Origin of the sequence: Streptomyces natalensis ATCC 27448 (genome assembly GCF_000935125.1) — a bacterium.
Taxonomy (GTDB): domain Bacteria; phylum Actinomycetota; class Actinomycetes; order Streptomycetales; family Streptomycetaceae; genus Streptomyces; species Streptomyces natalensis.
Window position 1 is genome coordinate 75,195 of the sequence record NZ_JRKI01000002.1, and the last position, 26,030, is coordinate 101,224.

Genomic DNA, 26,030 nt, shown 5'->3' on the forward strand with positions numbered 1-26,030 from the left:
GTCACCCCCCTGGGCTCCTGAAACCATCCACCGGCCCCGGCCCCCCGGTACGCGACCTCAGCGCACCACGGCTATCCCTTCGATCTCCACCAGGGCATCCGCATCCCACAACCGCGTCGCGCCGATCACGGCCATGGCGGGGAAGTCCGTGCCCACCAGGCGCTTCCACACCAGCCCGAGGTCCCTGGCGTGGCGGCGGTAGTCCGCGATATCGACGGCGAAAACGGTGAGCTTGGCAAGGTCGGACGGCCCCGCGCCGGCGGCCGCCGCCGCATCCAGCAGATTGGCCAGCGCCCGCTCGAACTGCGCGACGATGCCGTCCCCCACGATCCGCCCGTTGCCGTCGAGCGCGGTCTGCCCGGCGAGAAAAACCATGGTCCCGGACCCCGCCCGGACGGCATGACTGAACCCCGTAGGCGGCGCAAGATGCCCCGGATTGATCCGCTCCAGCCCCGCGACGCCTTCCCCTCCGCTCCCGGTACCACCCCCGGCCTTGCTCCCGCCGCCCGCATCCCCCATGCCGTTCTCGCTCATCTCCGATGCCCTCCCACTGCCGTCAACCGGTATCGCACTCCCAGGGATTGAAACGCTCCCCGTTCCTCCCGGGGAAGCACGCACCCCTCACTCGCCGCCTCATTTCGCCTCCGCATAGCACCCCACCACCGCCGTCGTGAACGGAAAGCGGACCGGTATGTCGCCGAAGGCGATACGGCCCGCCGCTGCGGCCGCCGTGGTGATGGCTCCGGCGACGGTGGCGGCCTCGTCCGCGGGGCAGTGGACGATGACCTCGTCGTGCTGGAAGAAGACGAGTTCGGCACGGAGGGCGGCGCGGGACAGGGCATGGCGCAGGGCGGCCAGCATCAGCAGGGCCCAGTCGGCGGCGCTGCCCTGGACGACGAAGTTACGGGTGAAGCGGCCGCGGGCGCGGGCCGCCGAGGTGCTGCCGTAGCCGGACGGGGCTTCGTCCTGGGGGAGGCCCGCTTCGTCGGGGGGAGCCATGGAGGCGGGCGGGCAGGTGCGGCCCAGCCACGTGCGGACCAGGCGGCCCTCCTCGCCGGCGCGGGCCGCATCGTCGACATGGGCCACCGCCGCGGGGTAGCGGCGGCGCAGATCGGCCATGTGCTTGAGGGCATCGCCGGACGTCTGGCCGTAAATGGCGCCCAGCAGGGCGAGTTTGGCCTGGGCGCGGTCGCCACGGAAGGCGCGGGCGGCGAGGTCGGCGTAGAGGTCCGCGCCGCTGCCGGCCACCTCCATCAAGCCCGGGTCGCGCGAGACGGCGGCCAGCACCCGGGGCTCCATCTGGTCGGCGTCGGCGACCACCAGGCGCCACCCCGGGTCGGCACGTACGGCCTGCCGGATGACCTTGGGGATCTGGAGTGCGCCGCCGCCGTTGGTGGTCCAGCGGCCGGTGACCGTGCCGCCGGGGAGATACTCGGGGCGGAAGCGGCCGTCGTGCACCCACTGCTGTAGCCAGGACCAGCCGTGGGCGGTGTGGAGGCGGTAGAGGGATTTGTACCGGAGGAGGGGCGCCACCGCGGGGTGGTCGATCTGCTGAAGCTCCCCTTTGCGGGTGGAGGCGAGGGGGATCCCGGCCTTGGTGAAGGCCCTGATGATGTCGTGCGGCAGATCGGGGCGGATGCGTTCGCCCGGTCCGAAGGCGCGGGAGATCTCCTCGGCCAGCTCCGCCATCCGGCGTGGTTCGAGTCCGCCCGGATAGCGCTCGCCCAGCAGGCCGTTGAGCACCTCACGGTGCACATCCGCCCGCCAGGGCACCCCGGCCCGGGTCATCTCGGTGGCGACCAGCATGCCCGCCGATTCGGCGGCGATCAGCAGCCGCATCCGCTCGGGATGTGCCGCCCTGGCCGTACGGGCCAGCTGGCCGGCGTAGACCTCCAGCAGGGCCGTCAGCTCGTCCGTACCGGGCGGCAGGGGCACCGGGCCCGGCTCGAAGAGGGACGGCTGGGTCTCGGCGGCCCGCGCGGGTGTGTCGTCGGGCACCGGCAGGCGGTGCAGCCGGGCCCAGGCGGCGGCCAGCGAGCGGGGCTGCCCGCACTGGCCCTCCTCGTGGCCGATCAGCAGCGCCTCGGCGGCCTCGATGTCGTAACAGCGCTCGACCCGCACTCCGGCCGCCAGCAGGCGGCGGTAGAGCTCGGCGGTGGAGCGCCACACCCACCGGTCGACTTCGGGGCGCGAGCGGATCGCCTCGGCGAACGAGGGCTCCTCCAACACCCGGCCGGCGGCCCGGCCGTCGGGGGTGAGCGGGCAGAGACGAGCACCCCCGTCGCCCGTCTCTGCCACTGCCCATCTCATGTCCCTGAGTCTGGCACCAGGGTCTGACAATCGCCCTGACCTGCGCGTTTGGCGCCGTACGTGGGAGCGTCGGGTGCGCGCTGCGGCGGCGGGCAGGCCACGCAGGGAGGGTGCCGTTGCGGCTCTCGGTGCTCTCACGCCGGCCGTGGCAACTCGCCCTGGGTGGCGGGGGCTTGACGGCGAGAAGCGGGTTCGGGGGGTATAACTGCGCTATATGCGACGATGGGAAATGGTTGTTCCCTCGTGCCGCTTCAATCCCATTTCACCCGAATGCTTCGGTATCTCTTTCCGGGGTGATGCGTTGAGCAGCTTGTCGCTCTAAGCGGCGCGTACAGATCCCTGAATGCTGCTCAGTGAAGAGGTTCGCAGTGAAGCTTGTATCCAAGGCCGTCGTCCTGTCCGCCGCCGCGGGCGTGGCCGTCATTGGTGGGGCCGGAATGGCCACCGCCGGCGGGCACGGCAGCGGCGCTCACGCCTACGGTGGCGCAGCCCACTCCCCCGGCTTCGTGTCGGGCAACCTGATCCAGGTCCCGATCGACGTCCCGATCAACGTCTGCGGCAACACCGCCGACGCCTTCGCGCTGCTCAACCCGGCGTTCGGCAACAAGTGCATCAACGCCTGACCGCCACTCGGCGTCGGTCGCAAGGCCGGTACGTGCTCTCCGTACCGGCCTTGCGCCTGCCGGGGGCGGGGCCGCTGCCCGGAATTCGGCCGTGGCCCGGTGGCGCCCAGGAACAGTGATATGGGTTTATGGAATCGCGGCATTCGGGTGAATGGGCGAAACCGCACTCTCCGGGGCGAGTTGATCAGGGTGCGTTCCGGATACGGGCACGCCGCCTCGAGAAGGGTAAATTGTGATCAAGAAGGCCCTCGCCATATTGGCGGCCATCGGTGACCGCAATGGCACTTCCTCGGTCAATGGCAACGGTCCCCTGTCGATCGGAATCCCGATCATGGTTCAGGGCATCGCGCATTGCGCATCGCTGCCCTGCCCTCACCGCAGAAGCAGCAGTGCACGGAGAACGAGTCCGTAACCACCGATACGGGCCATGCGTCACCCATCGTCGGGGCGGAATTCCCCATCCCCCTTTCGGTAGGAATTTGTATTCGGAGGGCCCCTCGTCTGTTCGAACTCCGGCGGCATTTTTCGCGTCGTATGCGCGGCGGCAATCTCCCGAATCGACCTTGCATCGTTCGGGCGATTCTTCCGAAAACTCTGCCGTGGGAGTTTGGCCGACGAGGAGAAGTCGTTACCAATAGCGGCAGCGGAGTTACGGGCGAGCAGTTTCCCGCCCGTGCGGCACGACGGTCGTGTCCGCTACGGACCCGCTGCAGGAAGGGCTGAAAGTGAAGTACACGAAGGTCGCTGCAGTTACTGTCGGAACGCTCATGGCAGTGGGTGCCGCTACCCCGGCGTTCGCCGACGCGCATGCCAAGGGCGGTGCCAAGGGTTCCCCCGGCGTGTTTTCCGGCAACGCCATCCAGGTGCCGATCCACGTTCCGATCAACGTCTGCGGCAACACCGTCCAGTTCGTCGGTCTACTCAACCCGGCGTTCGGCAACGTCTGCATCAACAAGTAACACACAGCAATCCGAGCCATATCGCTCAGTAGCTCCGAACGGCCCCGGCGCGCAGTCCATGTGCGCCGGGGCCGTCGGCGTCCGGCCGCGGGGCGCGGCGAAATCCCGGCGGTGCGCTGCCGCCGGATGACATTGCCAAGAAGGCGGAAATCCAGAGTTTCCCCGGAAGGCGGGTCTCGTTAGTCAGGGCGAAAGCGGTGATCCGAGCAGCGAAGTGATTGCTCACGCGGCGCCGGTGCCGTGATCTCATCGACCACCGCTCTGAGAAAGGGACAGCACAAAGTGAAGTACGCGAAGTCTGCCGCGATCGTTGCCGGTTCCCTCATGGCCGTCGGCGCGGCCGCCCCCGCTTTTGCCGCCGGTCCCACGCCCCCGCACGCGCTCCCGCAGACCGGCCCCAGCAGCACGCTGTCGAACGTGCTGCACGCCAAGCCGCTTGATGGTCACCGGCTCGCGCCGGTGGTCAAGACGGTCAAGGGTGCGACGCAGAAGGTACAGGGCGGCAAGAAGTTCCTGCTCACCGGGAACAAGATCGGCAACGGCAACCCGGGGTCGCTCCTGGGCGGACTCCAGATCGGGAAGTAATGTCCGGCACGCATTCCGGACTTCGCTGAGAAATCCGGGCCGCCCAGATTTCCCCTTCTGGGCGGCCCGGGTTTCTGTTGCGCCGATTACCTGGCCCGATCACCGCGTCGATATCCGATAATCGGCCGACTCGCGCGGTATTGTTATTCGGTTGTGACCGAGGTGGGGCGTCCCGGTTCGTTGTGCACGGCGTGTGGAGGGAAGCATGCCAATGCCCTTGCGTGATTGATGGGGCTGCCGGGGTATTGGCATGCCGGCCGGAAAAGTGAAGGTCATGGCGAAGCTCCGGGCCCGCGCCGCCGTCGTCGGCGGTGCGGGCCCGGAGGCGTTTTCGGTCAGGCGATTCCGCCGGGGAGCCGGGGGATGGCGGGCAGGCCCGGGAGGTCGGGGGCGGGCAGGCCGCCGAGCGTGATGCTGAGAATGACGTTCGCCAGGGCGGTGACGCTCTGTGTCACGGAACTGGTGATGGCGGCCGGGCCGTCCGCGGCAATCGCCTTCAGCAGCGCGTCGGTCTTTGTCTGAAGGCCGGTGAGGGCCGCGGCCCGCAGATCGTCGGCGGACTTGCCGGTGACGAGCCGGGAACCGTTGTCCGGCTGGGAGATCGACGGCGCGGACGGCGCCTCGGGACCGGCCTGGCGGACGGCGGAAATGGCGTTTCGGACGGCCTTGCTGTGCTCGGTGATGCGATCCGCCGGAAGTTTGCCGTTGTCGGCGGTCGTGAGGACGTCATTGATCAGGTCGGTGACCGGACCGAGCACCCCGGAGATTTCGGCGAGGCTTTTGGCCTGGGCCTTGAGTTCCCCGGTGTTCGGCAGCGGTGCCTTGTGCGGGGCGGCGCCGCGGGAAGGGGCCGGGGAGTGTTCGATGGACGCGAGGGCGCTTCCCGCGGCGCCCCATGCCAGGGCTCCGCACACGGCGGCGGAGACGAGCAGACCGGCCTTCCGGGACATCCGCATGGAAGGCTCCTTTCCGTGATGCGAAGGAGCCGCGCGATACGCGGCTCATCGCCACCCTGCGAACGGAATTGACGGCCCGCAAGATGTGCTGCGGCAGATGGGCGAGCCGGCGGGCGGTCCGGGGGCGGCGCGCTTTCCCGGCGCATTTCCCGCTGTTCGGGTGAGGGGCCGGAACTCGCGGCGGTGGAAGGGGTTGTGGGAGAGGGCCCGTAGACATCGGGGTCCCGTAAGCATCGGGCCCCGTACGTACCCGGTCCCGTACGTATCGGGGGTGGCCTTTCTCGACCGTGAAGGGCGCTGTGTGCGGAGGACCGGAGGGGAAGGGGCGCGCGCCTGCTCGGCGGCCGGCCGAGCGGGTCCGGCGGTCCGCTCGGCCCGGGCCGCCCGGCCGAGGCGGCCGTCGGCATCGCCGGACGACTCGGCCGGGCGCCGTCGTACCTCCGCGGCCGGGCTGAGCTGCGGCTGGAAGCCGCCCGGCGACGTACGACGGACCGTGGAGATCAACGCGGGAAAGCCGTGTCCGGCACGGAAGGGATTGTTCTTTCGCCCAATGGTGGGGGCCTCTCTGCCTGGGCGTTTGACCCGGTTTCCGGGTACGGGGCCCGATGCGGGCGCCCGTGCGGCCGGGAGCTGGCAATATTGGCTAAAAGCCGCAAAGCCGACTGATCGGTGAGGTGTGGGCCATGCGAATCGCACTGGCGCAGACGGACTGTGTGCTGGGTGAGGTGGCGGAGAATGTCGATCTCGCCAGCGAGCAGATCAAGCAGGCGGCGGACCAGGGCGCCGATCTTGTCGTCTTTCCCGAACTCAGCCTGCACGGCTATCACTTGGGCGCACTCAAGCGCGACGATTCCATCGAGGCGCGCGATCCGCGGCTGCTGGAGCTGAGCCTTCTGGGGCCCGATGTGCTGGTGGGTTTCCATGAGCACACCAGCCTGCGGGCCTACAACACGGCGGCCACCTATGCGGACGGTGCGATGCGGCATGCACACCGCAAGCTCTATCTGCCCAACTACCTTGCCTGGGAGGAGCGCAAGCACGTCAGCCCCGGCCAGTCGCTGCGTGCGTACGACCTGACGAAGTCGGCGAGCGGCGGGCGGGGGGCCACGCTGGTGTGCAATGACGCCTGGCAGCCGGTGCTCCCGTGGCTGGCGGTGCAGGACGGTGCGGAGGTGCTGTTCGTGCCGACCAACAGCGCGGCCAGTCTGGATCCGGAGGCGATGGACACCGAGGTGTACTGGGACACCCTGCTCTCCTATACGGCGCGGATGCTCCAGTGCTGGGTGGTGTTCGTCAACCGGGTCGGCAATGAGCTCGGGGCCGCCTTCTGGGGCGGCTCGCGGGTGGTCGATCCGCGCGGGACGGTGGTGGCGCAGGCGCCCAAGTGGGAGACCGCGCTGGTCACCGTCGACATCGACCCCTCCGAGGCGCGCCGGCAGCGGCGGGCGGTGCCGCTGGTGGCGGAGGCCCGGCTGGGGCTGATCGACCGCGAGGTACGGCGGCTGATCGACGAGGGCGGCGACAGCTGACGGGCGAGGGCAGCTGGCGAGGGCGGCGACGCCTCACGAGGGCGGCGTCGGCCGGGGCCCGCCCCTCCCGGTGCTAACGGGAGGACGCCTCCGAAGGCTGCTCGTCCTTGAGGGCCTTGGCCTCGGACTTGAGGATCCGCATCGAGCGGCCCAGGCCGCGGGCCATATCGGGCATCTTCTTCGCGCCGAAGAGCAGTACGAGGACCGCGAGGATCACAAGGAGGTGCCAGGGTTCGAAGGCGTTGCGGAGCATGGGGCTCGCTTTCGTCGGGGCGGTATCCGGGGGCGGTCTGCCCAGTATGACCCGAACCCTCCGGCCGCCCCGCCCAGGGGACGCGCCTGGCACCGGGCGGCCGTCGAGGGCGGCTGCCGGCCGCTACCAGCTGGACTTGCGCACGCCCGGCAGATAGCCCTGGTGGGCCTGTTCGCGCAGCCGTACGCGGGAGAGGCCGAAGGCGCGGAAGTAGCCGCGCGGCCGGCCGTCGACGCCGTCGCGGTTGCGGACCCGGGTGGCGCTGGCGTCGCGCGGCTGGCGTGACAGCTCGCGCTGGGCGGCGTAGCGCTCCTCCTCGGGGGTGTGCGGATGGCGGATGACGGCCTTGAGGACGGCGCGGCGGGCCGCGTAGCGGGCGACGACGACCCGCCGCTTCTCGTTCTTGGCGATCTTGCTCTTCTTGGCCATCAGGCCTGCTCCCCCCGGGCACGGATGCGGGCGACGGCCGCCTCGATACCGATCGTGTCGACGGTCTTGATGCCCTTGGCGCTCAGGGTGAGCCGGATGTGCCGGCCCTCGCTTTCGAGCCAGTAGCGCTTGCGCTGGATGTTGGGGTCGAAGCGGCGTGAGGTGCGGCGGTGCGAGTGCGAGATCGATGTGCCGAAGCCGGGCTTGCGGCCGGTCAGCTGGCAGTGGGCGGACACGGTGCGGTCCTTCCGGTGGTCGGAGCCCCAGGTGAGGGTTTATTGAAAATGGAATTCATTTACGTATACTACCTGGCATGGCTCGCAACGAACTCCGCCCGGTCATCAAGCTCCGGTCCACCGCCGGAACCGGGTTCACCTACGTCACCCGCAAGAACCGCCGTAACCACCCCGACCGCCTGGAACTGCGCAAGTACGACCCCCTGGCCGGCCGGCACGTCACCTTCCGAGAGGAGCGCTGAGCCCCGATGAAGCCCGGAATCCACCCCGCCTACGGCCCCGTCGTCTTCCGCGACCGGTCCGCCGACTTCGCCTTCCTCACCCGGTCGACCGCGACCAGCGACAAGACCGTCGAGTGGGAGGACGGCAACACCTACCCCGTCGTCGACGTCGAGATCTCCTCGGCGAGCCACCCCTTCTACACCGGCACCGCCAAGGTGCTGGACACCGCGGGCCGCGTCGAGCGGTTCGAGCGCCGTTACGGCACGAGGTCCCGCTGATGGATCCACTCCCTGTCGTGCTGGTGGGCGGGCTGCACGCGGAGGCGCGGCGGACCGCCGTCGAGCGGCTGCTGCATTCCGTGCCCGGCAGCGTCGCCCTCCATCACGACCTCGCCCCGGCGGCGGCGGGCACCGTGCGGCGCACCGTCCGCGATGCCGGCGGCACCCTCGACACCGGCCACGCCCCGCTGGTCAACGACTGCGCCTGCTGCGCACTGCGCGAGGATCTGGTGCCCGAGCTGGAGCGGCTGGCCGCGGGGCGGACCTGCCGGCTGGCCGTCGTCGAGCTGTGGGATTCGGTCGAGCCGAAGGCCATGGCCGAGGTGGTCACCGCGTGCGGTTCGGCGAACCTCGCGCTGACCGGGGTGATCACGGCCGTCGATCCGGCGCTGCTGCTTCCGTATCTCGCCTGCGGCGACGACCTCGCCGAGGCCGGGCTCGCGGCCGCCGCCTCCGACCAGCGCACCGTCGCCGACACCTGGGCGCGGCAGCTGGAGTACGCGCCGGTGCTGGCCATCGCCGAGGGAGAGGAAGCGGCCGACCCCGCGGACCTCGCCCTGCTGGCGCAGCTGCACCCCATGGCGCGCCAGGTCGCCGTCGCATCGGGAGAGCTGGCGGCGGCCGCGACGGACGGATTCGATGCGGAGGCGGCCGCGGCGCGCCAGCATCCCGCCTGTGCGCTGCTGCCGCAGGACGCCGATGCCGACGGCGTGGCCACCCTCGTCTGGCACCGCACCCGGCCCTTCCACCCCGGGCGGCTCTATGCGGCGCTGGAGGATCTGACCTGCGCGGCCGCGCGCAGCCGGGGCCGGTTCTGGCTGGCCGACCGGCCGGACACCCTGCTGTCCTGGGACGCGGCGGGCGGTGCGCTGTGCGTGGAGAACACCGGGCCGTGGCTGGCCTCGCTGCCGGATGCCGCCTGGGAGATGGTGCCTCCGATGCGCCGGGCCGCCGCCGCGCTGGACTGGCATCCCGAGCACGGCGACCGCGCCCAGCACCTGGTCTTCACCTCCCCCGGACTGGACCGCGAGGGCCTGACCTCCCTGCTGGAGTCCTGCCTGCTCACCGACGCCGAGTACGCGGGCGGGCCGCACGCCTGGAAGAGCCTGCCGCCGGCGTTCGACGAACTGCTCGATCCGGTGTCGTAGAGGCGGGGCGGGGCCGCCGGGCGCCGCCCCGCCCCGGGCACCCGCACGCCCGGGAGATGGCGCTGCTGCCGTACGCCTCGCGCTGACGCGGCCACCTGGCGGTCGATTGTGGCGGAGCTTTGGGGGCAGGCGCTCGACAAGCAGTGACCGGGGCGGCACGGCCTGTCGTGCACGTGCATCTGCGCATGCATCTGCATGTGAACACGGCTATGATCCCCGGCAGTTGACGCCCTTTCTCACCGGGAGAGCCCTGTGCCCCACGCATACAACGGCATGGCCGCAACGGATCTCCGCGATGCGGCCTGGCAGAAGAGCCGGCACAGCAATTCCCAGGGCTCGTGCGTGGAGTTCGCCAAGCTGCCCGGGGGCGAGATCGCGGTACGCAATTCCCGTTTCCCCGACGGTCCGGCGCTCATCTACACGCCGGCCGAGGTCGAGGCGATGCTGCTGGGCGTCAAGGACGGGGAGTTCGACCACCTCGTACGCGAGGAGCGCTCGGCGGTGTACACGGCTGGCTGCTCAGGTCCGACGTCTGACGTTTGACGTGCGGCCCACGCGCCGGGCGTACGACGAAGGCCCTGTCCGGGCGGATGTCCGCCGGGCAGGGCCTGGGTGCGCGGGTGGTGCGGGGTCGGTGGCTACGGCAGCCGGAACTGCGCCCATACGATCTTGCCGTGCATCGTGCCGGTCAGCCGGTGCCAGCCCCAGCTGTCGCTGAAGGACTCCACGAGGTAGAGCCCGCGGCCGGATTCCGCGGCCGAATCGGCCTCGCCGGCGACCGGTGAGGCGTCGCTGGAATCGCGTACCGCGCAGATGAGCCGGGAGGACCAGCGCATCAGATGGAGCCGGGCGGGCGCGGCGGCCGGGGACGGTTCCGCAAGCCGCTGCTCGGGGACGCGGGGCTCGACCGCAAGCGGCTCCGTGGGGGCGAGGACCGCATGCCGCAGGGCGTTGGTGACCAGCTCGGAGACCACCAGGGCGACCCCGTCGAAGAGTTCGTCCAGGTCCCAGTCCCGCAGTGTGTCGCGCGTGAACTTCCGTGCACCGCCGACCGATTCGTACCGCGGCGGGAGCGTGCAGGACACGGATCCGGAGGCGGTCAAGGGGTCGACGGGAGGAAGGCCCTGCCATAACGGCTCGAGCATGGTCAAAACCGTAGTCCCCATGCGAGGCACTCCTGGCGTTCGCGGACGTCATGATCTGGCCGGTCTGCCGGATCTGGCGGATCTTTCACGAGCGAGTGAGCATGCGTGCGACGCCTATGGTTCCCAATGACCACGACAGATGCAAGGGCAGATGCACGTGCACGCGCCCTGTTTGAGGCGGCCGATGGCGGTACGCTGCGATTTTTCCTGCGGATTCCTGCGGGACGTGCGGATTCTCGAGGGGCGCAGGGCGGCTCGCAGGGGGCGTATGGGGGTTTTGCGGGGGCACGTGCGCGGGTTCTTGTGGAGGGCTTGGGAGGAAGTCACATATCAGTAACCGCACGAGCACTCAACGGAGTGCGAACGTGGCAGACTGCGGCCCACCGTTGGACGGGGTGGGGTCACAGGAGGGGCTGAGAGGTGTCCGGTAGTGAGTCGGCGAAGGAGTCGAGCGGTTCGGTGGTACGGCGGATCCTGCTGGGGGCGCAGCTCCGCAGGCTCCGCGAATCGCGCGGCATAACCCGCGAGGCGGCCGGCTACTCGATCCGCGCCTCCGAATCCAAGATCAGCCGCATGGAGTTGGGGCGGGTCAGCTTCAAGGCGCGCGATGTCGAGGATCTGCTCTCGCTGTACGGCGTGGGGGACGAGCAGGAGCGCGATGCGCTGCTCTCCCTGGCCCGCGAGGCCAACGCCACCGGCTGGTGGCACAGTTACACCGATGTGCTGCCCGGATGGTTCCAGACCTATGTCGGTCTGGAGGGTTCGACCTCGCTCATCCGTAACTATGAAGTGCAGTTCGTGCACGGGCTGTTGCAGACCGAGGGTTATGCGCATGCCGTCGTCAAGAGCGGAATGCCCGGAGCCGGCACCGCCGAAATAGAGCGCCGGGTCGCGCTGCGGCTGGAGCGGCAGAAGCTGCTGGTGGCCGAGCGGCCGACGGAATTCCAGTGTGTGCTGGACGAGGCGGCGCTGCGCCGTCCCTATGGTGAACGCGCGGTAATGCGCGAGCAGTTGAAACATCTGATCGACCTGTCCGAGCGGCCGAATGTGCACCTCCAGGTGATGCCGTTCAGTTACGGCGGGCATGCGGCGGAGAGCGGTGCGTTCACCATGCTCGGCTTTCCGGAGTCGGGGCTGCCGGACGTCGTCTATCTGGAGCAGCTGACCAGCGCGCTGTATGTGGACAAGCCCGAGGAAGTGGCGCAGTACGCGCGGGCGATGGACCGTCTCCAGGAAGAGGCGCCCAATCCGGCCGAGAGCCGTGATGTGTTGCGTGGTCTGCTCCAACTCATGTGACGCGTGGGTAGGATGAAAAACCGTCAGGAGTCAGCACCCCCACTGCGGCGCCCTGAGCGCCCTGTTCTCCAGATCGGGATGAGATGTCCTACTTCGACGAGTTGGCGTATCAGTTCATCGACGGCGAGTGGCGCTCGGGCAGCGGCTCTTGGGACATCGTCGATTTCAATCCCTACAACGGCGAAAAACTGGCCTCGATAACCGTTGCCACGGTCGAGGAGATCGACCGGGCCTACCGCGCCGCCGAACGCGCCCAGAAGGAATGGGCCGCCACCAATCCCTACACCCGGCGGCTGGTCTTCGAACGGGCGCTGCGGATCATCGACGAGCGCGAGGCGGAGCTGGGCGAGGCCATCGCCGCGGAGGTCGGCGGCACGCTCGCCAAGGTCGGCTTCGAGCTGCATCTCGTACGGGAATTCCTGCGCGAGGCGATCCAGCTGGCGCTGCGCGCCGAAGGGCGGATTCTGCCCTCGCCCATCGACGGCAAGGAAAACCGCCTCTACCGCCTGCCGGTCGGCGTCGTGGGCGTCATCTCCCCCTTCAATTTCCCCTTCCTGCTCTCCATCAAGTCCGTCGCGCCCGCCCTCGCGCTGGGCAATGCCGTCGTCCTCAAACCGCATCAGAACACCCCGATCTGCGGCGGCGGGCTGGTCGCCAGGCTCTTCGAGGAGGCCGGGCTGCCCGCCGGGCTGCTCAATGTCGTCGTCACCGATATCGCCGAGATCGGCGATGCGCTGATCGCGCACCCGGTGCCGAAGACGATCTCCTTCACCGGCTCGGAGAAGGTCGGCCGGCATGTCGCGACGGTCGCCGCCTCGCACTTCAAGCACGCGGTGCTGGAACTGGGCGGCAACAGCGCGCTGGTCGTCCTGGACGACGCCGATATCGACTACGCCGTCGACGCCGCGGTCTTCAGCCGTTTCGTCCACCAGGGCCAGGTCTGTATGGCCGCCAACCGCGTGCTGGTCGACCGGGCCGTCGAGCGGGAATTCACCGAGAAATTCGTCGCCAAGGTCGCCTCGCTGAAGGTCGGCGACCCCACCGACCCCGGCACCCATATCGGCCCGCTGATCAACGAGGGCCAGGCCGAGGCCGTGACCGCCGTCGTGGACCGGGCCATCGCCGACGGCGCCTCGGCGCTCCTGCACGGCACGACCCGCGGCACCCTGGTGGCGCCGACCGTGCTCAGTGACCTTCCGGAGGGCTCCCCGCTGCTGACTCAGGAGATCTTCGGCCCGGTGGTGCTGCTGATCCCCTTCGACGGCGACGACGAGGCCGTACGGATCACCAACTCCACGCCGTACGGGCTCAGCGGCGCCGTGCACACCGGGGACATCGAGCGCGGCGTGCGGTTCGCCAAGCGCATCGACACCGGGATGATCCACATCAATGACGCGACGGTGCACGACGAGCCGATCGTGCCGTTCGGCGGGGAGAAGAGCTCCGGGGTGGGGCGGCTGAACGGGGACGCGATGGTGGAGGCGTTCACGACCACGAAGTGGATCTCCATTCAGCACGGTCGGTCGCGGTTCCCGTTCTGAGGACCTCCGGAGGATGCCGGGCCGGATATAGGACCGTTACCGTCCTCCTTGGTCCGTAGCGTGAGAGATGTCGGAAGGCGGGCGGCGAGGGGCCGTCCGCCGGTGGACGCCATGAAAGGCGGCTGTTATGCCCACTCACGTTCCTTCCGAGGCCCATGGTGACGAGCGCGGAGCGCTGCTGGCGTTCCTGGAGGCGCAGCGCGGCGGTCTGCGGCGGGCGGTTCTGGGGCTGACCGAGGAGCAGGTGACGAAGCGGCCGAGCGCCAGTGAGCTGTCGCTGGGCGGGCTGGTCAAGCATGTCGCCCAGGTCGAGCAGGGCTGGGTGGAGAAGGCCCAGCAGCGTCCGCCGTCCATCGAGCGCAACGAGGACAACTGGCATCTGAGCTTCCAGCTGGAGGACGGCGAGACGCTCGCCGGGATGCTGGAGTTCTGGGACGTGGTGTCCCGGCGCACCGAGGATTTCATCCGCTCCGTACCCAGCCTCGACGACACCTTCCCGCTGCCCGAAGCGCCGTGGTTCCCGCCCAACACCCGCCACTCGATGCGCTGGCTGATGCTGCACCTGATCGAGGAGACCGCCCGGCACGCCGGGCATGCCGACATCATTCGCGAGTCCCTCGACGGCCGGACGGCCTTTGCGCTGGTGGACGAGGAGCGCAAGGCGCAGGAGAGCTAGGGCGTGTCCGATGGGTCATGGCCGGGGCCCTGACCCATCGGACACGCCCTGGACCCCGGCCCCGCGTGCCCGTCTAGGCTGGCGGCGTGGGGTACCGCCCGGCGTGAGCTGGGGAAGGGGTTGATCGGGCGATGTCGGCGATCCGGCTGCTGGTGTTGGGTGCCGTGCGGCAGCACGGGCGGGCGCACGGCTATCAGGTGCGCAACGACCTGGAGTACTGGGGCGCCAACGAATGGTCCAACGCCAAGCCGGGCTCGATCTATCACGCGCTCAAGCAGATGGCGAAGGAAGGGCTGCTGGTCGCCCATGAGACCGAGCCCAGTACGGCCGGCGGCCCGCCCCGTACCGAGTACGAGCCGACCGCGGCGGGCGAGGAGGAATTCTTCGCGCTGCTGCGGGCGGCCCTGTCCCGGCACGACCAGAAGGCCGACGTCCTGAGCGCCGGTATCGGCTTCCTCCTCGATCTGCCGCGTGCCGAGGCGGTGGCGCTGCTCAGGGAACGGGTGCGGGGCCTGGAGGAGTGGCGCGCCACGGTCACCGAGTACTACACGCCCGAGGGCGGGCCCGGTCAGCTCGGTCATATCGGCGAGATCATGAACATGTGGGTGCACTCCGCGGACAGCGGCGCGGAGTGGACCCGGGGGCTGATCGCGCGGATCGAGGACGGGGCGTATGTCTTCGCGGGGGAGGGAGAGCCGTTCGTGGGCGTGCTGAGGGAGGGCGAGGCGAACCCGTACGCGACGGGGGAGCGGCATCCCGGGGACGCACGCTGACGGGCTCGGGAGCGGCTCAAGGGCCTCGGTGGGCCGCAGCCGGTCCCGGTGTTCTCAGTGGTGGAAGGCCGTGGCCATGCTCTCCGGACGCTGCAACGGCCCCGGCTGGTCGCGGAGTTCGGGCAGGAGCTGTTCCAGGTCGGTGAGGAACATCTCGGCCAGATCGTGGGAGAAGCCGTTGCGGCAGACGACGCGCAGGACGGAAAGGTCCTCGCGGTTCGGGGGGAAGGTGTAGGCGGGCACCAGCCAGCCGCGTTCCTTCATCCGCCGGGACACATCGAAGACATCGAAGGCCTTCACCTCGTCGGTGGTCGTGAAGGCGAAGACGGGCAGGTCGTCGCCGCGGGTCAGGAGGCGGAAGTCGCCGAGGGCGCCGATCCGGCCGGCCATGGTGCGGGCCACGTCGCGGGTCGCCTGCTGGACGGCGCGGAAGCCGGCCCGGCCCAGCCGCAGGAAGGTGTAGTACTGGGCGGCGACCTGGGCGCCGGGGCGGGAGAAGTTGAGGGCGAAGGTCGGCATATCGCCGCCCAGATAGTTGACCCGGAAGACCAGCTCCTCGGGCAGCGCCTCCTCGTCGCGCCACAGTGCCCAGCCCACGCCCGGGTAGACGAGGCCGTACTTGTGCCCGGAGGTGTTGATGGAGGCGACCCGCGGCAGCCGGAAGTCCCACACCACGTCCGGGTCGAGGAACGGCGCGATCATCCCGCCGGACGCGCCGTCGACATGGACCGGGATGTCCCAGCCCTTCTTCTCCTGGAGCTCGTCGAGGGCGGCGCAGATATCGGCCACCGGCTCGTACGATCCGTCGAAGGTCGAGCCCAGGATGGCGACGACCCCGATGGTGTTCTCGTCGCAGAGGCCGGCGGCGTTCTCCGCGTCCAGATGGAAGCGGTCGCCCTCCATCGGGACCTGGCGCGCGTCGACCTCCCAGAAGGTGCAGAACTTCTCCCAGCAGACCTGGACGTTGGCGCCCATGACGAGGTTGGGCCGGGCGTGGCCCGGATACCGGTCGTCGTTCCTGCGCATCCAGCGCCGCTTGAGGGCCATTCCGGCGAGCATGCACGCCTCGCTGGACCCGGTGGTGGAACAGCCGACGGCGGCCGCCGGGGCGGGCGCGTGCCAGAGGTCGGCGAGCATCGCCACGCAGCGTTTCTCCAGTTCGGCGGTGCGCGGGTACTCGTCCTTGTCGATCATGTTCTTGTCCCGGCACTCGCTCATCAGGATGCCGGCCTGCGGCTCCATCCAGGTGGTGACGAACGTGGCCAGATTGAGCCGGGCATTGCCGTCCAGCATCAGTTCGTCATGGACGAACTGGTAGGCGGTGTGCGGGGAGAGGGGGCCCTCGGGCAGGGTGTGCTGCGGCGGCGAGGCCATCAGGCCGGCCACCGGGTCGGCCTCGCCGTAGAAGGGGTTGACCGGGCGGCGGACGGTGCGCTGCCGGTCCCGGTCGGATGCGCCTTTGTGGAGGGTCATGTGCGTTCGCCTTCGCCTGTCGGGGTGCGTTCGCCTTCGTCCGTCGGGGTCCGTCCGCCTTCGTCCATCGGTCTGCCGTCGGGTCTGTCATCCGTACGTCAACTCGCCTGACCGGCAAGGCCGGTCTTGATGGCCCGGGTGAATTTCACGACGCGCCTCGCCTGGATACGGGCGGCGGTACGGGCGTCGTCGTCGACCGGGGTGTCCGGACCGCCGACGTGCGAGGTGCCGTACGGATTCCCGTCGCGGAACTTCGCCGGATCGGTGTAACCGGGCGGGACGAGGATGCCGCCGAAGTGGTGAACGGTGTGGTAGAGGGCGAGAAGGGTGGATTCCTGCCCGCCGTGCCGGGTGGCGCTCGCGGTGAAGCCGCTGTAGACCTTGTCGGCCAGATGGCCCTGCTGCCAGTGCCCGCCCAGGGTGTCCAGATACTGCTTGAGCTGTGAGGACACATTGCCGAAGCGGGTGGGGGTGCCCAGGATCACCGCATCGGCCCAGAGCATGTCCTCGGCGGCCGCCTCCAGAATGTCGGCGGTCGCGCGGGCATTGGCCGCCCACGCCGGATTGGAGTCGATCGCCACCTGCGGTGCCAGCTCGGCCGCCCGCCGCAGCCGCACCTCCGCCCCCTCGTGCTCGGCGGTGTCCGCGATCACCCGCGCGAGCTCGGCGATGGTGCCGGTGGAGGAGTAGTAGATGACGGCCACGTGGACCGGCGGCGCGTGTGCGGACATGGGCATACCTCCTGGAAGCCGACGATAGGGGCACCGGCGGCGCGGGGCCTCCAGGATTCGGCCAGAGGGAGGCGGGCGGGCGTCTGCCGAGAGCCCCTGGGCGGGCGGGCGTCCGGCGCGGGCCCGCAGGCATCAGGGCGTCCGGCGCGGGCCCTGGGCGAGGAGGGCGCGGGTCAGCCCCATCAGGCGGGCGCGGGCGTCCGCGTCGTACGCCTGCTCGTGGGCCCGGGTGTCGGTGAACCGGTCGAAGTAGCGGCCGGTGACCGCTGCCAGCTCCGGGTCGGTGACCAGGCGTACGGTCGGCCGGACGCCCTCCTCGATGCCGGTCGCCGGGGTCAGGCCGTACTCGCGCACCCCGTTGGTGTCCATCAGATGCGCCGGGTGCAGGGTGTTCACGGTGACGCCGGTGCCGGCCAGCTCTTCGGCGAGCTCGAACGTCGCCATGATCAGGGCGAGTTTGCTGCGGCAGTACGCGCGCAGGCCCTCGTAGTCCCGTTCCAGCATGACGTTGTCGAAGTCGATGGTCTCCTGCCCGATCGAGGCGACGTTGACGACGCGGGCGGGCGCCGAGGCGGTCAGCAGCGGGAGCAGGCCGCGGATGAGGGCGTACGGGGCCAGGTGGTTCACCGCGAAGCGGAGTTCGTGGCCCTGCCGGCTCAGCTCGCGCTTGAGCGGGTCGGAGCCGCCGCCCGCGACGGCGTTGTTGATCAGCGCATCCAGCCGGGGCTCGGCCGCGCGGATCTCGGCGGCCATGACACGCACCTGGTCGAGATCGGCCAGGTCGGCGAGGTAGGTCCGTACGGTGGCGCCGGGGGCGGCGGCCCGTACCTCGTCGGCGACCGCGTCGAGACGGGCCCGGTCGCGGCCGTGCAGCAGGACGGTGCCCCCGCGGGCGGCGAGGCCGAGGGCGAGGCCGCGGCCCATGCCCTGGGTCGCGCCGGTGATCAGTGTGGTGTGTTGGTTCATGCGGCTCAGCCTGGCGGTCCGGTGCGGGGGGTGGGGAGTGTGTGGTGCGCCTGGTGGTGGGGCCACCAGGGTGGGGCGGGGCGGGGGCGCCGCACGCGGCCCGGCCCGGATCGCGTGATCCTGGGCCGGGCCGGAGGCGACTGCCGGTCGGTTGACCGCCGCGGGTCAGTTGGCCATGGCGGCGAACATGCCGGGCTCGTAGGAACCGCCCTTCTGGTGCGTGATCACGGCGAGCCGGTTGGCCGCGTTGATCAGGGCGACCAGCGCGACCAGCGCGGCGATCTGGTCGTCGTCGTAGTGCTTGCGCACCTGGGCCCAGGTCTCGTCGGACACGCCCTGGTGGGCGTCGGCGAGCCGGGTGCCCTCTTCGGTGAGTGCCAGCGCGGCCTGCTCGGCCTCGGTGAACACGGTGGCCTCGCGCCAGGCGGCGACCAGGTGGAGCCGGACCGCGGTCTCCCCGGCGGCTGCGGCCTCCTTGGTGTGCATGTCGATGCAGTGACCGCAGCCGTTGATCTGGCTGGCCCGCAGCGACACCAGCTCCTGCGTGGACTTCGGCAGCGGCGACTGGTGGATCACCAGGCCGGCGTTGGCGAACCGCTTGGCGAACTTGGCGGAGAGGTCGTTCTCGAGCAGGTTGAATCGGGCGTCCATGACGTGGTCCTCACTCGTGGTGTTCCGTGGTGTTGCACTGGACGAACACGAGATGCCGGCGACCCGCGCCGTGTGACGCGGCGACGGTGTGACCTGCGCCACCGCCCAGGGGTGTCACAAAGCCGGGGTGACCGGCGTCTTGTGCGCGTGGCACCGTCGAGAGCGATGAGGCAGGAGCAGCCGGTGAAGAGCGAGGACAGCGAGCGCACAGAGGGCACGGCCGGGCAGCTCGACGGCGGCGGCCGCACGGACCCCGCCACCGAGGCGTTCATCGCCCATCGCAACCTGCTGTTCACCGTCGCCTACGAGATGCTCGGCTCGGCCGCCGACGCGGAGGACGTCCTCCAGGAGACCTGGCTGCGGTGGGCGGGTGTCGATCTCCCCGTGGTGCGGGAGCCGCGTGCGTACCTGGTCCGGATCACCACGCGCCAGGCGCTGAGCCGGCTGCGGACGCTCGGCCGCCGCAAGGAGTCCTACGTCGGCCCCTGGCTGCCCGAGCCGCTCCTGACCGCGCCCGACGTCGCCGAGGACCTCGAGCTGGCCGACAGCGTATCGATGGCGATGCTGCTGGTGCTGGAGACGCTCACGCCGACCGAGCGGGCGGTGTTCGTGCTGCGCGAGGTCTTCGACCTCGGGTACGACGAGATCGCCGAGGCCGTCGACAAGAGCCCGGCCGCGGTCCGCCAGATCGCGCACCGGGCACGGGCACATGTCGCGGCGCGCCGGCCGCGCGGTGTCGTGTCCCCGACCGAGACCCGGGACGTCCTCGATGCCTTCCAGCGGGCGATCGAAACGGGCGATCTCCAGGGCCTGTTCGACATCCTCTCGCCGGACGTCGTCCTCCTGGGCGACGGCGGCGGAATCAAGCAGGCCGTCCCGCGGCCCATCGTGGGGGCCGACAAGGTGGGCCGTCTGCTGCTCGGCGGTCTGGGCAGGATCGCCGACGCGGTCTCGCTGCGGCCGACGCAGGTCAACGGCCACCCGGCGCTGATCATCCACCTCGATGGCGAACTCGACACCGTCGTGGCGGCGCGCATCGACGACGGCCTCATCACCGGGCTCTACGCCGTCCGCAACCCCGAGAAGCTGTCACACATGCAGCGGGAGACGGCCCTGCGGCGCTGAGGCCGGGGCGGTTCGGAGCCGCGGCCGTTCGGATCCGGGGCCGTTCGGATCCGCGACCGCCCGGAAAGGCGCACAACTGCCCTCACAGGCCCAGCAGTTCCGCGAGAGTGCCGCCGAGAACACGGTCGCGCAGCGGACCCGGGCCCGTAACGCGTTCGACGGTGGCGCGGGCGAGGACCGGGTCGCCGTAGGGCGCGTCGGAGCCGAAGAGGGTGCGGTCGGGAAGCTCCCTGAGGGCCAGTCGTACGGCGAAGATGACGTGTGCCGTCGACAGTTCCAGGTACATGTTCGGGACGTCCCGGGCCAGCTCGATGGCCGTCAGCCAGTTCAGTCCGCCGAGTTGGCTGACCACGACGGGGACGGTCGGATGGCGGCGCGCGAGGGCGGCCAGCGTCGCCAGGTCGCCCGCCGTCGTCGGCGCGAAGCCGTGGACGACGACCGGCAACCCGCCATGGTCGGCGGCCGCCCGCAGAACCGGCTCGATGCGGCCCGCCTCGCCCGGCGGCGGGGTCAGCTCACCGATGCCGCGAAAGCCCCGGCCGACGACCTCCCGCTCGACGTCCGCCGCGATCTGCTGCGCCGGCAGGCCCAGGCGGACCTTGCCGAAGCCGATGAACCGGTCGGGGTGCGCCGCGCACGCCGCGGCCAGTTCCCGCCACGCGGCCTCGTAGCCGTCCGCACCCTCGGCACGTCCGCCGACCGTCTCCTCCAGCACGCTCATCTCGCGCCGGAACGAGGCAAGATCGGTGGCCCGCTCGGGATGCGGCCGGGTGCCGAAGAGCACGGCGCGGTCGACTCCCGCCTCGTCCAGCAGGGCGAGGTGGCTGCGTACGGGATCGTGGACATGGCTGTGCGCATCGATGATCAATGGAATCCCCTGGTCATGAACCGTGACCGTGCCCGTGACGGTGACGGTGACGGCTGTGGTGACGGCTGTGGTGACGGCGGCGGAATGCGGCCGCGGAGCCCAGTGTTGAGGGTTGACACCATGCCAAGGTCAAGCGACCGGAGAGACGAGGACCGGGGGCGGGGATGACGATGCTGATCGGACAGTTGGCCGGGCGCACCGGGACCAGCGAGCGGCTGCTGCGGTACTACGAGCGCGTCGGCCTGCTCACCGCGAACCGCCGCGCCAACGGCTACCGCGACTACGACGAGGCCGCCGTACAGACGGTCGGCCAGATCCGTGCCCTGCTGGCGGCCGGGCTGTCCACCACCCTGATCCGCCAGGTACTGCCGTGCGGCCTCGCGGACGGCTCGCTGCGCCCGTGCCCGGGGGTGCTGGACGCCCTCCGCGCGCAGCTCGCCCACCTCGACCAGCGCGCGGACGAGCTGACGCGGGCCCGCCAGACCCTGCGACGGGCGATCGCGACGACGGAGCGGGGGAAGTGACGACGGCCCCCGTGAGTGGTTCACGGGGGCCGTGCGGTGTGCGGACGCGCAATTGCCGTCAGGCGCCCGGCAGTTCGGCGCCCTTCACGGCGGTGACGAACGCCGACCAGCTGGCGGCCGGGAAGACGAGCGCCGGGCCGTGCGGGTCCTTGCTGTCGCGGACGGGGACGAGACCGGGGAGGTCGTCGAGGACCTCCAGGCAATTGGCGCCGTCGGGGTTGCTGTAGCTGCTCTTGCGCCACGTGGCGAAGCTCAGGTCAATCCTCTTGCTGCGCTTCATCTCTATAGCCCCTTGCCGCCTCCTCGATCAGGGCCAGGGACGCCTCGGGCGGCAATGCGGCGGCCCTCAGCAGATCGTACGACCTTCGATGATCCGTCACGAGCGGTGGATAGTCGATGGATTCTCCGTTGAAAGTGCCTTCGACCCAGATCAGCGGTGGGGCATCCGCGAACGTCATCACCCGCACTTCGCTCCCCATCATGAGTGGGTGACCGAAGGTTGTGCTCGGGAGGATCTGTACAACGCTGCGCGTGGACCGGATCACTTCGGCGATGTGCTCCAGTTGCTCGGCCATGAGACTGGCGGGGAGTAGCGGCTTGCGGATCAGGTCCTCAGACAGGATTCCCCAGTACGCGGGCCGATCCTTGCGCTTCCAGAGCTTCGCGCGCTCTATCCGCGCACGGACCTTCTGTTCGGCATCCTGAGGGTCCTCCCACGGTTTCGCGACCCGGATGAGTTCGCGGATGTACGCCTCGGTTTGGAGCAGCCCCGGGATGACGGACGGGGCCCATTCCTCGATCGTCGTCGCCTGCTTCTCCAGGTCAGGAATATCCGCGAAGTACGCCGGATGCCCGGCCCGCCGCGCCTTCGCCGCCGTTTCACAGTGCCGCTTGAAGAACCCGTTCGTCTTCAGCACCTTGTCGCAATGGAGCGCCAGGTCCATCGGCATCCCTCGCTCGCCCCGCTCAATCTGGCTGAGCAACGAGATGCCACGGAAGCTGCCTTCCGCTAACTGTTCGAGCGTCAGGCCCGCTTCCTCCCGCAGGTAGCGCAACTCGGCGCCGTAGAAGCAGGGGACACTCGCCGACGCGTCGGGTTCCTTTCGAGGGGGCATGGATCACCGCCACTTTCGGGGCTTGCTTTGTGCAACCCAACTGACTTCCACGCTAGGCGCTGTGACACCACGCTGTAGGGGATTCGTCACATAGCGCACAGGAAGGCGTACCCCGCATGCCCGACCACCACGACGACGTATACGAGAGCACCGAGGCGCTCCACGCCGCGCTCCAGGACAACGGCATCACACTGCCGTCGCTCGGTATCGACCTGCCGAGCCTTGCGGGCAGCTACGGCATCCCGCTCGTCGCCCTCGGTAACTGCAATGCGGCCACCGCCCGCAAACTGGCCGAGGCGCTCCGTAAGGCTGCGGAGAAAAAGGCGAGTTGACGACGTGAGCGACCGTGTCCGGACGACCTCCGAACCCCTGCCGCCGCCCCCGCGCCGCCGCCTCGTGCACCTACGCCGCGTCCCATCGGCCCTCCGGCTGATGTGCGGCGCGGACGCCCGCACCGTACGGCCGTACGTCCTCACCGGCGGGGAATGGGACGCGCGGCGCCAGGAGCTGGCGGAGCACGTTCGGCGGCTCAACAGGTGGTCGTCGAGCGGGGGCGGGCGCGTCTGACGACCAGGCGCAGGTCGCAGTGTGCCCGAGCGGGCGGCACGCCACGGCCGCGGCGGCCGCCGCCCCTCGGCTGAGCCCGGTCGTCAGCTGCTCGCGCTGGCCAGCGACAGCTTGGCGGCGAAGGCGAGGAACGCCGCGCCGGCGCCCGCCGACAGGCCCGCGGTGAGCTTGCGGCGACGGCGGAAGGTGGCCGCCAGGTACGTACCGCTGAAGATCAGGACCGTGAGGTACGTGAAGCTGAAGAGCTGGGCCCAGGCGCCGAGGGTGACGAAGGACAGGACCGGGTGGGCGTAGGACGGGTCGACGAACTGCACGAAGAAGGAGATGAAGAAGAGGATCGCCTTCGGGTTCAGGAGGCTGATCACCAGCGCGCGGCGGTAGGGGCGTTCGACCGTTTCCTTCGGGGCCGCGGGCTTGCCGGACCGCTCCGCGCGCCGGGTCTCGCGGCCGCGCCACAGGGACCAGGCGCCCCGCAGCATGCCGAACGCCAGCCAGGTCAGATAGCCCGCGCCGGCGAATTTCACAAGGGCGAAGAGGACCGGGGTGGTCTGGAGGAGCGAGGCCACGCCGCCGGCCGACAGGGTCATCAGGACGGTGTCGCCGCACAGCACGCCGAGCGCGGCGCGGTAGGCGGTGCGCGGGCCGCGGCGGGCGGCGACGGAGACGACGTAGAGCGAATTCGGACCGGGGAGAAGGATGATCAGCGCGAGGCCCACCAGGTAGGTGGACAGATCGGTTATTCCCAGCATGGGCGGAAGGATCTCACCGCCCGTGTCGCCGGTTCACCGCAATTCCAGAATCCGGACTTGCACCTCACGCGGCGTGAGGACACATCGTGGAGTGCGTACCGAGAAGGGAGCGGAAGTGAGCTATTCGGTAGGGCAGGTCGCGGCGTTCGCCAACGTGACGGTGCGCACCTTGCACCACTACGACGAGATCGGGCTGCTCCAGCCCGGCGAACGCAGCCATGCGGGCCACCGGCGTTACGGCGACGAGGACCTGGACCGGCTCCAGCAGATCCTGTTCTACCGGGAGCTCGGCTTCCCGCTCGACGAGGTCGCGGCCCTGCTCGACGACCCGGACGCGGACCCGCGGGAACACCTGCGGCGCCAGCACGACCTGCTGGCCGCCCGGATCGAGAAGCTGAAGCGGATGGCCGCGGCCGTCGAACACGCCATGGAGGCACGCAAGATGGGCATCAATCTCACGCCCGAGGAGAAGTTCGAGGTCTTCGGGGACTTCGACCCCGATGTCTACGAGGAGGAGGTCAGGGAGCGCTGGGGTCATACCGACGCGTACAAGGCGTCGCAGCGGGCGGCGGCCTCGTACACGAAGGAGGACTGGCAGCGGCTGAAGGAGGGATTCGACGCCATCCACCAGAAGATGGCCGATCTGCTGGCGCAGGGTGTGGCGGCGGACTCCGAGGCGGCGATGGACGTGGCCGAGGAACACCGGCGGTTCATCAGCGGCGGCTACTACGACTGCTCGTACGAGATGCACACGGGGCTGGGGGAGATGTATGTGGCCGATGAGCGGTTCACGGCGACGTACGAGGCGATCCGGCCGGGGCTTGCCGTGTACATGAGGGATGCGATGCTCGCCAACGCCGTACGGAATACCTGACGGTCGTACGCGACGCGGTGGGTGCGGGGGTCAGCTCATGGGGGCCAGGACGACGGCCGTCCCGTAGGCGCACACCTCCGTGCCCACGTCCGCGGCCTCCGTGACGTCGAAGCGGAACATCAGCACCCCGTTCGCGCCGCGGGAACGGGCCTGTTCCACGAGCCGGTCCATGGCCTGGTTGCGGGTCTCGACGAGGGTTTTGGTCAGGCCCCGCAGCTCGCCGCCGATCATGGACTTCAGGCCGGCGCCGATCTGGCTGCCGAGGTGGCGGGAGCGCACGGTGAGGCCGAAGACCTCGCCGATGACGCGTTCCACATGAAAGCCCGGGACGTCGTTGGTGGTGACCACCATGACGTCGGCCTGGGACGGCTGCCCGCCGCCGTATTCCTCGATGCCCATATGGGGACCTCCCTGCGGTCGCGCCTGCGCTCGGGCCTGTGGTCAGGATCACCCGGGGCGCAGGGCGCTGCCAGCCGGAGGGTCGTACGGGGCCGTACGGGGTCGTCCCGCGGCGTGACGGGAACCGTGGCCGGCCGCCCGGCGTTGATAGCTTTGGGCCGCACACAGCGCCTGCATCCCCGTCGCACCCCGTGTCGCACCGCATGATCCGGCGCCCTCGACCCTGGAGCCTTCACCCCGTGAATACTCTCGCGCTCGGCCCTCAATGGCTGGACCCGGACTATCTGATCTCCACCTTCGGCCTGATCGGCGTCCTGGTCATCGTCTTCGCGGAGTCGGGCCTGCTGATCGGCTTCTTCCTGCCGGGTGACGCCCTGCTGTTCACCACGGGGCTGCTGGTGACGACGAATGCGATCCATGCGCCGCTGTGGGCGGTGTGCGGGCTCGTCCTGCTGGCCGCGGTCCTCGGCGACCAGGTGGGCTACCTCTTCGGCCGCAAGGTGGGGCCCTCGCTGTTCAAGCGCCCCGATTCGCGCCTGTTCAAGCAGGAAAACGTCGAGAAAGCGCATGAATTCTTCGAGAAGTACGGGCCCAAGTCGCTGATCCTCGCCCGCTTCGTGCCGATCGTGCGGACCTTCACGCCGATCATCGCGGGCGTGAGCCGGATGAACTACCGCTCCTTCCTCACCTTCAACTTCGTCGGCGGCGCGCTGTGGGGTGTGGGCGTGACGGTGCTGGGCTCCCTGCTCGGCAACATCCCGTTCGTCCACAAGAACATCGAGGCCATCCTGATCGCGATCGTGCTGATCTCCGTGATCCCGATCGCGATCGAGTTCCTGCGGGCCCGCAGCAAGGCCAAGAAGGAGGCCGCGGCCGGGGTGCCCGCCGCGCAGCGCCCCCTCGCCGACCGGCCCCAGCCCGCCGCCGACGGCCGCCGGGGGCGGCACGCCAAGCGGTAGACGCCCCCGAACGGCCCGCCCAACGGACCGCCCACCGCGGCCGACACCCACCCTCCCGTGTGCTGCCCGC

Annotated in this window: 34 protein-coding genes; 18 read left to right on the top strand and 16 right to left on the bottom strand. The window is 70.0% G+C overall.

Annotated features, from left to right (window positions below; genetic code table 11):
* Positions 1–57: 57 nt before the first annotated feature.
* A complete protein-coding gene (locus tag SNA_RS00440; protein ID WP_241779502.1) occupies positions 58–534 on the bottom strand; it encodes a RidA family protein in 477 nt (158 codons plus the stop codon).
* 99 nt (positions 535–633) lie between these two features.
* On the bottom strand, positions 634–2,310 hold the full coding sequence (locus SNA_RS00445; protein WP_044362478.1) for a bifunctional 3'-5' exonuclease/DNA polymerase: 1,677 nt from the start codon (positions 2,308–2,310) through the stop codon (positions 634–636).
* A gap of 368 nt (positions 2,311–2,678) precedes the next feature.
* Between SNA_RS00445 and SNA_RS00450 the strand changes: the two genes are divergently transcribed.
* The 3 genes from SNA_RS00450 (at position 2,679) to SNA_RS00460 (ending at position 4,477) form a co-directional block, all read left to right on the top strand.
* Positions 2,679–2,933 carry a chaplin gene (locus tag SNA_RS00450; protein ID WP_044362480.1) on the top strand — a complete coding sequence of 85 codons (255 nt, stop codon included), beginning with the start codon at positions 2,679–2,681 and terminating at the stop codon, positions 2,931–2,933.
* A gap of 725 nt (positions 2,934–3,658) precedes the next feature.
* The gene (locus SNA_RS00455; RefSeq protein WP_030065670.1) at positions 3,659–3,892 is read left to right on the top strand and encodes a chaplin; all 234 of its coding nucleotides are present in this window, start codon (positions 3,659–3,661) and stop codon (positions 3,890–3,892) included.
* A gap of 282 nt (positions 3,893–4,174) precedes the next feature.
* Positions 4,175–4,477 (top strand): hypothetical protein, encoded by a 303-nt coding sequence (locus SNA_RS00460; RefSeq protein ID WP_030065669.1) that lies wholly within the window; start codon positions 4,175–4,177, stop codon positions 4,475–4,477.
* Between the two features lie 335 nt (positions 4,478–4,812).
* On the opposite strand, the gene SNA_RS00465 is transcribed toward SNA_RS00460, so the two are convergent.
* A complete protein-coding gene (locus SNA_RS00465; protein ID WP_051877247.1) occupies positions 4,813–5,433 on the bottom strand; it encodes a hypothetical protein in 621 nt (206 codons plus the stop codon).
* Positions 5,434–6,116: 683 nt separating this feature from the next.
* On the opposite strand from SNA_RS00465, the gene SNA_RS00470 reads away from it, so the two are divergent.
* Positions 6,117–6,962: a nitrilase-related carbon-nitrogen hydrolase gene (locus tag SNA_RS00470; protein ID WP_030065667.1), complete on the top strand. Its 846-nt coding sequence runs from the start codon at positions 6,117–6,119 to the stop codon at positions 6,960–6,962.
* A gap of 73 nt (positions 6,963–7,035) precedes the next feature.
* Here the strand turns inward: SNA_RS00470 and tatA are convergent, their stop codons facing one another.
* From tatA to rpmB, 3 genes are all read right to left on the bottom strand, one after another.
* On the bottom strand, positions 7,036–7,215 hold the full coding sequence (gene tatA, locus SNA_RS00475) for a Sec-independent protein translocase subunit TatA (RefSeq protein WP_037789430.1): 180 nt from the start codon (positions 7,213–7,215) through the stop codon (positions 7,036–7,038).
* A gap of 123 nt (positions 7,216–7,338) precedes the next feature.
* A complete protein-coding gene (gene rpsN / locus SNA_RS00480; protein WP_030065665.1) occupies positions 7,339–7,644 on the bottom strand; it encodes a 30S ribosomal protein S14 in 306 nt (101 codons plus the stop codon).
* Positions 7,644–7,880, bottom strand: coding sequence for a 50S ribosomal protein L28 (gene rpmB / locus SNA_RS00485; RefSeq protein ID WP_030065664.1), 237 nt, complete (start codon positions 7,878–7,880; stop codon positions 7,644–7,646). The genes rpsN and rpmB overlap by 1 nt, the downstream gene beginning before the upstream one ends.
* 77 nt (positions 7,881–7,957) lie before the next feature.
* Here rpmB and rpmG point away from each other — a divergent pair, with 77 nt between their 5' ends.
* The 4 genes from rpmG to SNA_RS00505 all read left to right on the top strand — a co-directional run bounded on the left by rpmG (position 7,958) and on the right by SNA_RS00505 (position 10,071).
* Entirely contained in the window at positions 7,958–8,122 is a 165-nt protein-coding gene (rpmG, locus tag SNA_RS00490; RefSeq protein ID WP_030065663.1) for a 50S ribosomal protein L33, read from the top strand.
* Between the two features lie 6 nt (positions 8,123–8,128).
* The gene (locus SNA_RS00495) at positions 8,129–8,380 is read left to right on the top strand and encodes a type B 50S ribosomal protein L31 (protein ID WP_030065662.1); all 252 of its coding nucleotides are present in this window, start codon (positions 8,129–8,131) and stop codon (positions 8,378–8,380) included.
* Entirely contained in the window at positions 8,380–9,528 is a 1,149-nt protein-coding gene (locus SNA_RS00500) for a CobW family GTP-binding protein (RefSeq protein WP_044362488.1), read from the top strand. Before SNA_RS00495 ends, SNA_RS00500 begins: the two co-directional genes overlap by 1 nt.
* Positions 9,529–9,780: 252 nt before the next feature.
* Positions 9,781–10,071, top strand: coding sequence for a DUF397 domain-containing protein (locus tag SNA_RS00505; protein WP_044362491.1), 291 nt, complete (start codon positions 9,781–9,783; stop codon positions 10,069–10,071).
* Between the two features lie 95 nt (positions 10,072–10,166).
* On the opposite strand, the gene SNA_RS00510 is transcribed toward SNA_RS00505, so the two are convergent.
* On the bottom strand, positions 10,167–10,694 hold the full coding sequence (locus SNA_RS00510) for an ATP-binding protein (protein WP_078969580.1): 528 nt from the start codon (positions 10,692–10,694) through the stop codon (positions 10,167–10,169).
* 399 nt (positions 10,695–11,093) lie between these two features.
* Between SNA_RS00510 and SNA_RS00520 the strand changes: the two genes are divergently transcribed.
* From SNA_RS00520 to SNA_RS00535, 4 genes are all read left to right on the top strand, one after another.
* Complete coding sequence (locus tag SNA_RS00520) at positions 11,094–11,969, top strand: helix-turn-helix domain-containing protein (protein ID WP_078969581.1); 876 nt, start codon at positions 11,094–11,096, stop codon at positions 11,967–11,969.
* 83 nt (positions 11,970–12,052) lie between these two features.
* Positions 12,053–13,510, top strand: coding sequence for an aldehyde dehydrogenase family protein (locus tag SNA_RS00525; RefSeq protein WP_030065657.1), 1,458 nt, complete (start codon positions 12,053–12,055; stop codon positions 13,508–13,510).
* A gap of 127 nt (positions 13,511–13,637) precedes the next feature.
* Positions 13,638–14,186, top strand: a complete 549-nt coding sequence (locus SNA_RS00530) for a DinB family protein (protein ID WP_030065656.1) — start codon at positions 13,638–13,640, stop codon at positions 14,184–14,186.
* Between the two features lie 131 nt (positions 14,187–14,317).
* The gene (locus SNA_RS00535) at positions 14,318–14,959 is read left to right on the top strand and encodes a PadR family transcriptional regulator (RefSeq protein ID WP_030065655.1); all 642 of its coding nucleotides are present in this window, start codon (positions 14,318–14,320) and stop codon (positions 14,957–14,959) included.
* A 54-nt stretch (positions 14,960–15,013) separates the two neighbouring features.
* Here the strand turns inward: SNA_RS00535 and gad are convergent, their stop codons facing one another.
* The 4 genes from gad to SNA_RS00555 all read right to left on the bottom strand — a co-directional run bounded on the left by gad (position 15,014) and on the right by SNA_RS00555 (position 18,780).
* Entirely contained in the window at positions 15,014–16,432 is a 1,419-nt protein-coding gene (gad, locus tag SNA_RS00540; protein WP_030065654.1) for a glutamate decarboxylase, read from the bottom strand.
* 98 nt (positions 16,433–16,530) lie between these two features.
* On the bottom strand, positions 16,531–17,163 hold the full coding sequence (gene wrbA, locus SNA_RS00545) for an NAD(P)H:quinone oxidoreductase (protein ID WP_037789428.1): 633 nt from the start codon (positions 17,161–17,163) through the stop codon (positions 16,531–16,533).
* Positions 17,164–17,295: 132 nt separating this feature from the next.
* Complete coding sequence (locus tag SNA_RS00550) at positions 17,296–18,129, bottom strand: SDR family NAD(P)-dependent oxidoreductase (protein WP_030065652.1); 834 nt, start codon at positions 18,127–18,129, stop codon at positions 17,296–17,298.
* Positions 18,130–18,294: 165 nt separating this feature from the next.
* A complete protein-coding gene (locus tag SNA_RS00555) occupies positions 18,295–18,780 on the bottom strand; it encodes a carboxymuconolactone decarboxylase family protein (RefSeq protein ID WP_030065651.1) in 486 nt (161 codons plus the stop codon).
* A 183-nt stretch (positions 18,781–18,963) separates the two neighbouring features.
* On the opposite strand from SNA_RS00555, the gene SNA_RS00560 reads away from it, so the two are divergent.
* Positions 18,964–19,905, top strand: a complete 942-nt coding sequence (locus SNA_RS00560; RefSeq protein ID WP_030065650.1) for an RNA polymerase sigma-70 factor — start codon at positions 18,964–18,966, stop codon at positions 19,903–19,905.
* Positions 19,906–19,987: 82 nt separating this feature from the next.
* Here the strand turns inward: SNA_RS00560 and SNA_RS00565 are convergent, their stop codons facing one another.
* Positions 19,988–20,773 carry an amidohydrolase family protein gene (locus tag SNA_RS00565; RefSeq protein WP_044362498.1) on the bottom strand — a complete coding sequence of 262 codons (786 nt, stop codon included), beginning with the start codon at positions 20,771–20,773 and terminating at the stop codon, positions 19,988–19,990.
* 164 nt (positions 20,774–20,937) lie between these two features.
* On the opposite strand from SNA_RS00565, the gene SNA_RS00570 reads away from it, so the two are divergent.
* On the top strand, positions 20,938–21,297 hold the full coding sequence (locus SNA_RS00570) for a MerR family transcriptional regulator (RefSeq protein WP_338059791.1): 360 nt from the start codon (positions 20,938–20,940) through the stop codon (positions 21,295–21,297).
* A gap of 58 nt (positions 21,298–21,355) precedes the next feature.
* Here SNA_RS00570 and SNA_RS00575 read toward each other — a convergent pair whose 3' ends face one another.
* On the bottom strand, positions 21,356–21,577 hold the full coding sequence (locus tag SNA_RS00575) for a DUF397 domain-containing protein (protein WP_030065648.1): 222 nt from the start codon (positions 21,575–21,577) through the stop codon (positions 21,356–21,358).
* On the bottom strand, positions 21,555–22,412 hold the full coding sequence (locus SNA_RS00580; RefSeq protein ID WP_030065647.1) for a helix-turn-helix domain-containing protein: 858 nt from the start codon (positions 22,410–22,412) through the stop codon (positions 21,555–21,557). Before SNA_RS00580 ends, SNA_RS00575 begins: the two co-directional genes overlap by 23 nt.
* A gap of 116 nt (positions 22,413–22,528) precedes the next feature.
* Between SNA_RS00580 and SNA_RS00585 the strand changes: the two genes are divergently transcribed.
* Positions 22,529–22,744 carry a hypothetical protein gene (locus tag SNA_RS00585; RefSeq protein ID WP_030065646.1) on the top strand — a complete coding sequence of 72 codons (216 nt, stop codon included), beginning with the start codon at positions 22,529–22,531 and terminating at the stop codon, positions 22,742–22,744.
* A gap of 4 nt (positions 22,745–22,748) precedes the next feature.
* Positions 22,749–22,979: a hypothetical protein gene (locus tag SNA_RS42040; protein ID WP_157879846.1), complete on the top strand. Its 231-nt coding sequence runs from the start codon at positions 22,749–22,751 to the stop codon at positions 22,977–22,979.
* 83 nt (positions 22,980–23,062) lie between these two features.
* Here the strand turns inward: SNA_RS42040 and leuE are convergent, their stop codons facing one another.
* Positions 23,063–23,728 carry a leucine efflux protein LeuE gene (gene leuE, locus SNA_RS00590; RefSeq protein WP_030065645.1) on the bottom strand — a complete coding sequence of 222 codons (666 nt, stop codon included), beginning with the start codon at positions 23,726–23,728 and terminating at the stop codon, positions 23,063–23,065.
* Positions 23,729–23,843: 115 nt separating this feature from the next.
* Between leuE and SNA_RS00595 the strand changes: the two genes are divergently transcribed.
* Positions 23,844–24,602 carry a MerR family transcriptional regulator gene (locus SNA_RS00595; protein WP_030065644.1) on the top strand — a complete coding sequence of 253 codons (759 nt, stop codon included), beginning with the start codon at positions 23,844–23,846 and terminating at the stop codon, positions 24,600–24,602.
* A 30-nt stretch (positions 24,603–24,632) separates the two neighbouring features.
* On the opposite strand, the gene SNA_RS00600 is transcribed toward SNA_RS00595, so the two are convergent.
* Positions 24,633–25,001, bottom strand: coding sequence for a YbjQ family protein (locus tag SNA_RS00600; RefSeq protein ID WP_030065643.1), 369 nt, complete (start codon positions 24,999–25,001; stop codon positions 24,633–24,635).
* Between the two features lie 239 nt (positions 25,002–25,240).
* On the opposite strand from SNA_RS00600, the gene SNA_RS00605 reads away from it, so the two are divergent.
* Positions 25,241–25,960 carry a DedA family protein gene (locus tag SNA_RS00605; RefSeq protein WP_030065642.1) on the top strand — a complete coding sequence of 240 codons (720 nt, stop codon included), beginning with the start codon at positions 25,241–25,243 and terminating at the stop codon, positions 25,958–25,960.
* Positions 25,961–26,030 lie beyond the last annotated feature (70 nt).